The following is a 10,911-nucleotide window of genomic DNA, read 5'->3' as shown; positions in this document are numbered from 1 at the left end:
CATTCGTGCCAACAGTCGATTAAGTTCCAAACAGAATGGCGCACTACACTAGCTAGAGACAATCACTGCATTGCCGAGCCTGTCGTTTGGTGGAGCACTAATCGCGGTCTGGATATGAACGTATTGCAACACCGTCTTTTGGAGGTTGCGTTACTATGCAATGGTTACTACGCTTAGCTTGTCCGCACTGGAGGTATGGCGTTCCGATCGGGATCGAGAATATAGCGAAAATTATTTCAAGAACTCAAAGCAGATATTGGTTTGAACAGCTTCAGCGTCAGTGATTTATGCGAAACTAAACTTGGTGATGATCCGAACGTCGAAGAGCATGGCTTGAGGAACTTAGGGCTAACACAAGTAAATCTGGAATTGCGTCAATACTGCCCTATGTAATCTCTAATGGAAAATATTGGTTTAATATACTTAAGCCTCAACAATTAAGAAACCACTAATATCGCAATGTCCATTTCATTTAACTACCCTGAGCCGGGGTTTGCTAGGGAGTGTAGGCTTAACTAGCGAAGACCCATTACTGATATCAACTGGAAACGTTGGTATACAGTCACCGCCTTGAAACACAAGCCCTCGACCAGTTTCTTTGGCGAAAATACCAATCACAGCAACAATCGGCACAACCAGTCCATGCAGAACACCACCAAAGCGCCCACCACAGGTAATCTCCTCATTACCAATCTGCAGGTTACGCACTGCGTCCATACTAAGGTTGATCACAATCTCACCATCTTTCACATACGCCTTTGGTACTCGAGTCTGATCATCCACTTTAACTGCCAAGTAAGGAGTTAAAGCGCTGTCAGAACACCAATCATAAATCGCACGTATCAAATACGGCTTAGTTGAAAGCTCTTTCACTTTCGCATCGCTTTTTCCGCTGCTGTCATTGCTTCAATATATGCTGGGCGCGAAAAAAGTCGTTCCGCATATTTCATAAGCGGAGCAGCCTCCTTGGCAAGTTGAATATCATAATGATCTAGCCGCCATAGCAATGGAGCGATAGCCACGTCAAGCATAGAATATTCATCATTCAGCATAAATTTTTGTTTAGCAAAAATCGGGGCAATCTGAGTTAGACTATCACGAACGGATAGGCACGCCTTATCTGCGGTCTTTTGCACTCCACTTTCCAGTGCACCAATATGACAGAACATCTCACTCTCGAATCGATGCAAAAATAATCGAGCTCGCGCACGCATCACTGGATCGGCAGGCATCAACTGCGGGTGTGGAAATCGTTCGTCTATATATTCGTTGATGATATTTGACTCATAGAGTACTAAATCACGTTCTACAAGCACAGGAACCATATTGTATGGGTTAATTATCATGAGATCTTCAGGCTTGTTGAAGACGTCAACATCAACTATTTGGAAATCCATTCCTTTCTCATACAACACAATACGGCAACGCTGGCTGAATGGGTCAGTTGTTCCCGAGTAAAGTGTCATCATAGCGCGGCTCACACTTTTATCAGATGACTACGGGCCATCATGCGACGCACCAGTACGAATCCGGCAACGGCTAGTACCGGAGTAAGAACCAGAACCGCAAGCACTGGCATAGTGCCGGTACCGTTTACACCAGAAATCCAAATATACCTTTCAAACATCGTACCGACAATAATGCTCGCCGCCACAGTCAAAATTATTGGCGGTGAGTGCCGTGAAGCTCGCATAGCCAGTACAGTAAATGGAATGATTAATTTTAGGGTAAACATCGACCACCATAACACGCTGTAGTCGCCATTCTGCATACCCATCACGCGATCTACTTCACCTGGAAGGTTGGGATACCAAATGACTAAATATTGCGCGAAAAATGTATATATCCAAAGCAAAGTAAATGCAAACATCATCTGCGCAAGGTAGTTGTAAATGTAATCTTCAACTGGACGTAGCAATTTGCCGCGTGTATTCAATACATAAATCCACGTCACAAGGAAGGCCATGAACATATTAAAGTTGCTAACGAAATGCTGCATGCCATAAATCGCACTGTGCCATGATGGCACCAACGTCATCTCGAAATCCCACGCCATCATGGTGCCGTAGAGCACAAAAACATAAGGTATCCAACAAGCAATTTTATGGAAGCTTTGTTGATCTTCCTTGCTGCGATCACTTACCTCCTGCCGTTTGATAAACACCCAAAAAATCGCCATCACTGCTAACATTCCTAACACTTGGCGAGCCACCAGAAATGTGTAGTTATGCCAGGCTGGCAGATGATGCCCATGCTCAGTAGCCGTGCTCAACCATGGAAAAGTGTGTTCGCCGCCAACCAATAATATGATTAACAACACAAATGCTAGCGGGAAAAGTGCAAACAAGCATGCTGCTAATCGACGAATTTCATATCGCCATTGTGCACCCACCAAGTGCAACACCGCACTCAATGTCACACCACCCAGCGCAATATAAAGAACCACCAAAAAGCTCGCCGTCAAAACTGACCAATTGCTATACGAAATCATTAGTTGCACTCCCTTATTTGGCTGCAGGCATTACCGCTGCGGCGGACTGCCCATTTTGCAACACTTTGCGTACATAGTTGATCACATTCCAGCGTTCATTAACTGATAGATCATTAGCGTATGATGGCATAACCGCACCACCGAACGTCATGTAGCCCCATATAAAACCATCAGATCGTGCTTTTGTTTGATCAGCTGTCAAGTTAAACGGCTGTAATAATAATTTCGCACCAACCAATCCATCACCCTTACCAGAAAAGCCGTGGCACGGAGTGCAATAAATTTCAAAAAGCTTCTTGCCAAGCGCCACTGATTTTTCGTCTGCCGGTATCGGATTCGTCTGTTTTTCTGACGCTTCCATATCTTTCACCTGAGATGTAGTACCGGGAATCGGAACTGAGTGTTTTGGAAATGGCCGCATTCCTGGGTTTTTCAAATCGGCACTTTCCTGTGGTTTAATGCTGATCTGGTTTGCCATGTCGTCTGACCATGGCCATGCTTGCGCAAACGCAGGTGCCAACAGCAATACAACTGCTAAAGATAATCTCATCATTTTCCCGCCTCTTCCTGAATCTCAAGTGCCTTATGCTTGGTAAAAATAGCCTTGAAAGCAGCTACTGCCGATTCGTCGCCTTTCACCAGAATTCCAATTTGGTCTTCCGATACTTTAGCGCTATATAACGCAGAACGTTTAGCTGGCAATGCTGCACAAATCAAGAAACCCAAGATAGTGATAAATACACCACCAAGAATGAACATTTCATACGTCAACACAAAATTAGGTGGTAATGGAACAATTGGTTTTCCACCTTTAATTTGAGCAAAGAAATTAGCCTGCGCCCCCGAGACAAGGAAGAATGCTAACAAAGCACCAGTACAGGCTCCAATTAATGTGAACCATTGCACATTAACTGGTTTGTCGCCTAATACCAGTTCAACTTCAGGATGCTCAATGGGTGACTTAAGTATCAAGTCGTCCATGTTAAAACCCTTGATATTAGCCGCACGTAATTCAGCAATTGCAGCCACGGCTTCATCAAAATCATTAAACAGTGCGAGTAAATGACGTTTGCTCATTTAGTAATCCCCCTTCACAGCAGGCTTGTGCTTCAGTGCTAGAGTGCGGTGATATACCATTTCTTTGACTTCGTACATAGAAACGGAAGGGAATACCTTGCAGAACACCATGAACAATAATGTAAACCAACCGAAGCTACCAAATACGATTCCCCACTGCACTAAGCTTGGCCATTGATCATGATCCCATGTCCAAGGATAGTGACCGTGTGCGAAACTCGGCGAGATAATCATCCAGCGTTCAAGCCACATACCTACATTAAGCAGGATTGACACTACGAACAAGATTGGAAGATGAGTCTGAAAACGTTTAAAGGCAAGCATCAATGGCAAGATGGATCCGAAGAAGATCATTGCCCAGAAGTATGGTGCATAAGGACCGGTAGCCTTAAAGATTAATTGATCCTTGGCAGTCTGGTCATGCCCATACCAAACTGAAGCGAATTCAATCAAATTGAGGTAAGTCCACACCATCGCTATAGCGAAGGTCAAGCGTACCAGCTTCTTCATTATCGGCAACGTCATGTATTCTTCAAACCTGAACACATATCGCAAGATAATAAAAAGCGTGATAATTGCAGCACAACCAGAATATAAAGCACCTGCCACAAAGTATGGAGGAAATGATGTAACGTGCCAGCCCGGCATATTCGACATAGCAAAATCAGAGGCCACGATAGAGTGGACGGAAACGGCCAGCGGGATCAGAAAACAGGCTATCGTTAAATATGTGATTCGGAAATTACGCCACTGGCGATCAGTTCCTTCCCAGCCAAGTGACATTATTGTATACAGCTTTTTACGCCAGCCCGCGTGGATGTTATCACGACAAATTGCAAGATCAGGAATCATCCCGACATAGAGAAAGAGTACGGATGAGCTTAAATAGGTGGCTATCGCGAACATATCCCATACTAGCGGCGACTGAAAGTTTGGCCAAACCCAGCGCTCGTTAGGGTAAGGCATCACATAATAAACCTGCCATAACCGGCCCAAGTGCACCATAACGAACAAGCCTGCCGTCATCAACGAGAATGTTGTCATTGCCTCGGCAAAACGGTAGATAGGTTTACGCCAATCGGCATGCATTAAATGCAAAATCGCCGACAGCAAAGTTCCCGAATGGCTCATTCCTATCCAAAAAATGAAGGTAGCAATGTATAAACTCCACACATGAGAGTTGTTTTTATTGGAAACACCCATGCCAGTCGTATATTGGTAAATCTCACTTCCCACCGCCACACCGATCATTGCAAGTGCGATCAATAAGATTACCCAGTAAAGCCTTCTTGGACTTTCTAAGCTCTTGAGCACATCTTTATTAATCTGTGCCCAAGCTATATCTTCGCGAATATCTTTTTCCATTATTTTAATTCCTCCCCTTGTGCCTGCGTGAAAGTAACCTCAATGCCGTTTCCCCACATGACATCCCCATCACGCGGCCTAAACAGCGCTTTCACGCAACTGCTCCAGATACATTACCGACGGATATGTGCGCAACTCTTCCAGAATTCGATAGCCACGTAACTTAGCGGCCTTTTCTTCCGCGTCCTTTGGTTGTTTATCTATATTCAGGTCAACCTGTTGCTGCTTCCACTGCTTTCCAACCTTAGCCGATGGATCAACCAAATTCCCAAAAGTTATTGCCCCAGTCGGACAAACTTGCTGGCAGGCGGTTTGCACTTCACCATCAATTACAAGCCGCCCTTGAGTACGAGCGTCGTTCATGGAAGCTCTCAATCGCTGCACACAGAACGTGCATTTCTCCATTACACCCTTGCTGCGCACGGACAAGTCTGGATTGAGCTGCTGATTCATTGGCTCCGGCCACACGTTTTCAGTGGTAGGATAGTTGTACCAGTTGAAGTACCGAACTTTATATGGGCAGTTTGCATTGCAGTAACGTGAACCAACACAGCGATTGTAAACCTGTGAGTTCAGGCCATCCGCAGTGTGGTTGGTAGCTCCAACAGGACAAACTGTTTCACATGGCGCTGACTCACAATGCTGACACAACATGGGTAAAAACTGCGCCCCTTGATCTGCAAATTCCCGACCATCATTATCCCAATAACGTTCGATACGCATCCAATGGTGGGAATGCCCATGTGCAAATTTTTCCTTGCCAACCACGGGTAAATTATTTTCTGCGTAACATGCCACGCTACAGGCATTGCAGCCAGTACATGAATCCAGGTCTATGCTCATTGCCCACTTGTACTCTCGGTGGGGATGAGCTGCCGACGGATGTTGTTGGCGAAAGTCTGACCAGTTTGTTAATAAATTGGTAATGGACACCTTTTACACCTCCTCCGAAAGATTCACTTTATTAGATGTAAGCCTTACCGCAATTTTTCTACCCATCTGATTACCACCGGCAGGGCCTTCATCTTTCACTATAATCACACGCTTCCCCGCCTTGGTTACTTTAACGCGCGTCTCATGCATTGCCAATTCCCCAGTTTCCTTGTCGAACACTGGATCAAGAATTTTGAAGGCATTAGCACCGACGCCCTTTGCATAACGCCCCATCGCATCATGACCATAGCCTAGCGGCACTGAAATCACATCGGGATGAATACCTGTAAACACGTAAGCCTGTGCCTTCATAGCACCGCTTTTTGAAGCCACTTCGACAATATCACCTTCCACAATACCCAACTTGGCAGCGGTCTTCGGATGCATCTCCACCCAACTATCCCACACAATAGTTGTCAATGGATCCGGTGATTCCTGCAACCAAGGTTCATTAGCATTGCGTCCATCGCGCATACTAGCGCTCACAGCCGGAATCAGGTGTAGAGGATACGTCGCATCTTCTACAAATGGAGCAGGAACCACCAAAGTTGTAGCAGACACATTGCCTGATAGATTGACAGGCTCACCCACCATCTTTACCCCGCCATGGCTTAGAGCTGCCTCCCAAAACGTATCGCCATCCTTACTCGCGCCACCCAATGCATCTTTGTTCGTCACCATTGCGTTACGCAAATACGAATAAAAATCTTCAAAACCATTGTATTCATCTGGTCGGCGATACTTGAGCAATCCAAGCAGGATGTCGCCTAAGCCAAGTGTACCGGGGTATAATTTTTCCATCAGCGGTTGCCGAATATTTAGCTGCGCACCTTCGGCAACGTATTCCGGTATTACTGTTGCCCAGTCCTCCATTGCAGAGTTCAACGGCAGCACCAAGTCAGCCTCTACTGCGGTTTCATCCATATAGTGAGCGAACACCACTTTGAACGGCACCTTCTTTAAATTTTCTTTAAGTTTCATGGTAGCAGGCGCAGTGAACACCGGATTAGTACCATAGCTGAACAGCACTTTTACTTTGTCTTGCGCCATGTTGTCATTGAGTGACTGTAACGCAAGGCGGTTGCCCGTAGTCGGCGCCATTTGCGGAAACGGTGTACTAGATGGAGCCTCTACCGTCTGACCGACGTTTCCTAAAATCTGATTCAACAAAGCGATAGCAGCAGCATTCTGCGAGCCGTGCGCATAGCCTTCGGCAGCACTACCTGCGATTATTAAGCTAGGGCTGCGCTCTTTTAGTAACGCGGCAAGCTTGCCTATATGCTCAGCAGACACTCCAGTATCTTTGCTCACCCGTTCCGAGGTGTACCCACCTACAGCAGCAGCAACATCTCCTGGTACAGACAACCCTGCAGCAGCCAGCGCATTAATCAATCCCAAAGCGAGAATGCCTTCAGTTCCAGGGCGTATAGCCAGCCATCGATCTGCATTTGCACCAGTTAATGTCATCTTTGATTCAACCTGCACCAGCACTCCACGCTCACCACTATCAGGCTTGCGGAAGCGAGCATACTGCTGGGAAAAGTGTACCGGTGAAACCCACGCACCCAGAAAATCCGCTCCGAACGATACAATAACCTTGGCTTTGTCCAAGCGTAGCCGAGGCATCTCTACGCCATATGCCTTCTTATTTGCTGCACGTATAACTGACGGTGCAACTGCCTCATAAACGTAATGATGACCTGAACCCAGTGCATCTAGATAATTTTTCAATAATGCTTTGTCATGCCCACTAACAACACCAGTCAGGAATGCGATATTCTCTGCATTCACACCACCAACCTTTTCGTTGATTAACCCCAGTGCTTTTTCCCACGTAATCGCCTCTCCCCTGTCCCCATTACGCAACAGCGGTTCTCGGATGCGATCAGGGTTATAATGCGCCTGCACTCCGGCCTGCCCTAAACCACACATTTTGCCATTATTAATGGATGCTTTTGGATTACCTTCCAGCTTAAGCACGCGACCCTCCCGCACTCGCCCCATAATGCCGCAGCCAGCATCACACTGCGCGCAGGTCGAATTAAAGTACGTGCCAATACTCGGGATAATATAGTCCGCTGTCTCGACATAGGAAGTTACAAATTCCTTCCCGTCCTCAACTGAGGTATTGCCACACCCGCTTAACGCGGCCGTTGCACCACCCCACCCAAGCACCTTCAGAAAATTTCGCCGATTAAAACTATTTTCTATCATTGCTGACACCCCTTGGAAATCTTTATCTTGTGAATGCGCCGATTACTTATGACACTGCCAGCAGTCATTCGGGCCGTGAGTCGTCTTTGTGGATGTTGCATCTACTGGATGATCTTTCTGATGACAACTCACACACCAACCCATGGAGAGCGGCTTTTGGCGACGCGCAACCGTCATTGTTTTCACATCGCCATGACAGTAGCCACAGGCTTCCTGTACCGGCTTGTTTTGCGCAAAAACGAATCGCTGAATGTGACGCTCATGGTTAAAGCGCACGAACTCAGGAAGATCATGCACCTTTTTCCAAGGTATTGCTTTTTTAGCTTCCCAATATTCGAATAATTTTTTGATTCGTGGGGTTTCCCGCACCGACTCAATGCTTTGATGGCACCCAATACATTTCTGTACCGGCGGAATGCCTGCCACCATGCTGCGGCGCGCATAAGTATGGCAGTACATACAATTTATCTCCATACCGCCTTTATCGGCATTACCAGCGTGACGATTATGGGGAAACTCAAATGGCTGCTCGACCTTAGGACCCAAGTCGTCAGCTGTAGTGAGGGGCTGTACCGTATTAGCGGCATAGCTGCCAGCGGAGACGACCAATCCGACAAGCAAAACGGATAAACGTAAAAAATAATTCATCGTAAGTAGCTCCCCCAACAAACAATTAGACTGCCGACGGAACTACATCGACATGCATTATCAAATTTACAACGGGTAATTTAAAACGACGCAATATCGCTTTAAGCATTTATACACTTGTTCGGTGCATACCAATCCGCAAGGGATAGACGCGATAAAACGACGGCATAATGTCCAGTTTGGAAAATAAAGTCAACAGTACGATAATGATAAATTAACATTTCAAAATAGTGCACGCTAACTTTCGCACAAATAAAATTACACAAATATAAATATAAACATAGTGTTAATCGTATTCAAAATATAATTCATTACACGCGCAAAAACCTTCGCCTATGCTGCGCGCCCACCAACACTGAATCTCATCGTTACTTGCGATTGGTGGTAAATTTCCATTTTTTCCCGAGAAACAATACACCAAGCTCGGATCGAGCACTCATAGCAAATTGATAGATAGTAGCCGAATCGAACAAATGCACATGAGATTATTTAAGTGTAGCCGGTTTTCGTTGCCCCTTTAGCATCAGCACTAGCCCTGCAATCACCATAGGTAGACTAAGCCATTGGCCCATGCTGATACCAAGACTCATTAGGCCAAATATGCCGTCATCTGGGTTGCGTGTATATTCAACGAGGAAACGAAAGCTGCCATAGCCGATGAGGAATAAACCAGATACAGCACCTACTGGGCGCGGTTTGCTAGAGTATAGCCACAAAAGCGCAAACAGGAGCAAACCTTCCAGCGCAAATTCATATAGCTGAGAAGGGTGGCGCGACAGATCGTCCACATTGGGAAATACCATCCCCCAAGCCACATTTGTAGGCCGCCCCCATAATTCAGCATTAATAAAGTTGCCGATGCGTCCTGCGCCCAAGCCTAGCGGCACTAGGGGGGCAATAAAGTCCATCAACTGCAGCCAAGGGAGTTTGTGCAGACGTGCAAAAAGTGCCATCGCCACCAATACACCGAGAAATCCGCCATGGAAGGACATACCACCCTGCCAAACTGCTAGAATTTCAAGCGGGTGAGATGCATAATAACCGGGGTTGTAAAACAGCACCTCGCCCAACCTCCCACCCAGTACGACACCAAGAATGCCGTAAAATAATAGATCATCCATCATTTTTTCATCCCATCCAGGGCGATTGAGAATGCGAGTACGCATTTTCCCCAACAATAGAAATAACATAAAGGCCAGTAAATACATCAATCCGTACCAGTGCACGGCAAGCGGGCCAAGATGAATAGCAACAGGATCAAACTGGGGATGAATTAGCATACGGATCGTACTATCACTAATGATAATTTTTAAGATTGATTATTATACGTGATTTATTTACCCACCTATTCAGGCACGTAGCAAATGAAATTTGCTACGTTTAAAGCAGGGTTGTCAACGACCCATTAGGGATACGCGTTAATACCAATACTGTTTAGTACTTTACAGTTTGCAAAGAAGTTGGAGTTGGTTAGAATGGGAAAGGCAGCAATGCCTAATATAGTTTAACTGAAGAAAAACTTAATTTAATGGAGCTTAATAATATGAAATCTATCATCGTTAGCGTGATTACAGCAGCAGGCCTGATGGCAGCAGGTAGTGCTTTAGCAACAGATATGCCAGACTTGGCCAAGAAAAGCGGCTGTACAGCTTGCCACGCGATTGATAAAAAAATTGTCGGACCCGCTTGGATGGATGTTTCCAAGAAGTATAAGGGTGCTACAGAATATGCTTTCTCACCAAAAGGCAGTGCTGATGCTGGAGCCAAGAAAATGTCATTAGAAGAAGGCCTAATCATGAAAGTTTCCAAAGGTGGTACTGGCAACTGGGGTAAGGTACCAATGACAGCTAACTCTCCTAGAGTAAGCGATGCGGACATCAAAACACTGGTTGAGTTCATACTGCACCTGGCGAAGTAATCAAGAAGCAAGTTTATCTTAGCAGAAATCGGCATAAACTGATTTCTGCTTTCCGCTTTCTACTAAACGATTCAATTGAATACTTAATAATGCGGTGTTAAAGTTTACAAACGCCAATAGAATTAAAGCCAGTTTAAACTGGCTTTAATTCTATTGGCGTTTCTCTTGCCATTCCTGATTTGTAACATACGTAACCATATTACAGCCAGCTCTGTCAACGCTAAATAGAAATGTCCGCTTTTCCTGATTTTCTTTGCTACGGTGC

General features: G+C 45.6%; 11 protein-coding genes. 1 reads left to right on the top strand and 10 read right to left on the bottom strand.

The genetic code is table 11. The features are described from left to right. Positions 1-468 precede the first annotated feature (468 nt). The 10 genes from MJ769_RS13425 to lgt all read right to left on the bottom strand — a co-directional run bounded on the left by MJ769_RS13425 (position 469) and on the right by lgt (position 10,008). Positions 469-873: a ClpXP protease specificity-enhancing factor gene (locus MJ769_RS13425; protein WP_239237650.1), complete on the bottom strand. Its 405-nt coding sequence runs from the start codon at positions 871-873 to the stop codon at positions 469-471. Beyond that, positions 870-1,469 carry a glutathione S-transferase N-terminal domain-containing protein gene (locus MJ769_RS13420; protein WP_239237649.1) on the bottom strand — a complete coding sequence of 200 codons (600 nt, stop codon included), beginning with the start codon at positions 1,467-1,469 and terminating at the stop codon, positions 870-872. The genes MJ769_RS13425 and MJ769_RS13420 overlap by 4 nt, the downstream gene beginning before the upstream one ends. 8 nt (positions 1,470-1,477) lie before the next feature. Next, positions 1,478-2,491 (bottom strand): hypothetical protein, encoded by a 1,014-nt coding sequence (locus tag MJ769_RS13415; protein WP_239237648.1) that lies wholly within the window; start codon positions 2,489-2,491, stop codon positions 1,478-1,480. Positions 2,492-2,504: 13 nt separating this feature from the next. Next, positions 2,505-2,969 carry a c-type cytochrome gene (locus tag MJ769_RS13410; RefSeq protein WP_239237647.1) on the bottom strand — a complete coding sequence of 155 codons (465 nt, stop codon included), beginning with the start codon at positions 2,967-2,969 and terminating at the stop codon, positions 2,505-2,507. A gap of 71 nt (positions 2,970-3,040) precedes the next feature. Then, positions 3,041-3,568: a DUF3341 domain-containing protein gene (locus tag MJ769_RS13405; protein ID WP_239237646.1), complete on the bottom strand. Its 528-nt coding sequence runs from the start codon at positions 3,566-3,568 to the stop codon at positions 3,041-3,043. Further along, the gene (nrfD, locus tag MJ769_RS13400; RefSeq protein ID WP_239237645.1) at positions 3,569-4,933 is read right to left on the bottom strand and encodes an NrfD/PsrC family molybdoenzyme membrane anchor subunit; all 1,365 of its coding nucleotides are present in this window, start codon (positions 4,931-4,933) and stop codon (positions 3,569-3,571) included. Positions 4,934-5,011: 78 nt separating this feature from the next. Beyond that, positions 5,012-5,866, bottom strand: a complete 855-nt coding sequence (locus MJ769_RS13395; RefSeq protein ID WP_239237644.1) for a 4Fe-4S dicluster domain-containing protein — start codon at positions 5,864-5,866, stop codon at positions 5,012-5,014. 3 nt (positions 5,867-5,869) lie between these two features. Further along, entirely contained in the window at positions 5,870-8,080 is a 2,211-nt protein-coding gene (locus MJ769_RS13390) for a molybdopterin-containing oxidoreductase family protein (protein WP_239237643.1), read from the bottom strand. 42 nt (positions 8,081-8,122) lie between these two features. Then, positions 8,123-8,728 carry a cytochrome c3 family protein gene (locus MJ769_RS13385; protein ID WP_239237642.1) on the bottom strand — a complete coding sequence of 202 codons (606 nt, stop codon included), beginning with the start codon at positions 8,726-8,728 and terminating at the stop codon, positions 8,123-8,125. A 485-nt stretch (positions 8,729-9,213) separates the two neighbouring features. Then, complete coding sequence (gene lgt, locus MJ769_RS13380; protein ID WP_239237641.1) at positions 9,214-10,008, bottom strand: prolipoprotein diacylglyceryl transferase; 795 nt, start codon at positions 10,006-10,008, stop codon at positions 9,214-9,216. 263 nt (positions 10,009-10,271) lie between these two features. Here lgt and MJ769_RS13375 point away from each other — a divergent pair, with 263 nt between their 5' ends. Further along, positions 10,272-10,646, top strand: coding sequence for a c-type cytochrome (locus MJ769_RS13375; protein ID WP_239237640.1), 375 nt, complete (start codon positions 10,272-10,274; stop codon positions 10,644-10,646). Positions 10,647-10,911 lie beyond the last annotated feature (265 nt).

Source organism: Candidatus Nitrotoga sp. BS (assembly GCF_927797785.1).
GTDB lineage: Bacteria > Pseudomonadota > Gammaproteobacteria > Burkholderiales > Gallionellaceae > Nitrotoga.
Note: the sequence above shows the minus strand (reverse complement) of the source record. Positions and strands in the feature narration are given on the sequence as shown.

Excerpts from the sequence above, each read along its gene's own strand:
- MJ769_RS13420 (WP_239237649.1), bottom strand. The coding sequence starts at position 1,469 with ATGATGACACTTTACTCGGGAACAACTGACCCATTCAGCCAGCGTTGC.
- MJ769_RS13415 (WP_239237648.1), bottom strand. The coding sequence starts at position 2,491 with ATGATTTCGTATAGCAATTGGTCAGTTTTGACGGCGAGCTTTTTGGTG.
- MJ769_RS13410 (WP_239237647.1), bottom strand. The coding sequence starts at position 2,969 with ATGGCAAACCAGATCAGCATTAAACCACAGGAAAGTGCCGATTTGAAA.
- MJ769_RS13405 (WP_239237646.1), bottom strand. The coding sequence starts at position 3,568 with ATGAGCAAACGTCATTTACTCGCACTGTTTAATGATTTTGATGAAGCC.
- nrfD (WP_239237645.1), bottom strand. The coding sequence starts at position 4,933 with ATGGAAAAAGATATTCGCGAAGATATAGCTTGGGCACAGATTAATAAA.
- MJ769_RS13390 (WP_239237643.1), bottom strand. The coding sequence starts at position 8,080 with ATGATAGAAAATAGTTTTAATCGGCGAAATTTTCTGAAGGTGCTTGGG.
- MJ769_RS13385 (WP_239237642.1), bottom strand. The coding sequence starts at position 8,728 with ATGAATTATTTTTTACGTTTATCCGTTTTGCTTGTCGGATTGGTCGTC.
- lgt (WP_239237641.1), bottom strand. The coding sequence starts at position 10,008 with ATGCTAATTCATCCCCAGTTTGATCCTGTTGCTATTCATCTTGGCCCG.
- MJ769_RS13375 (WP_239237640.1), top strand. The coding sequence starts at position 10,272 with ATGAAATCTATCATCGTTAGCGTGATTACAGCAGCAGGCCTGATGGCA.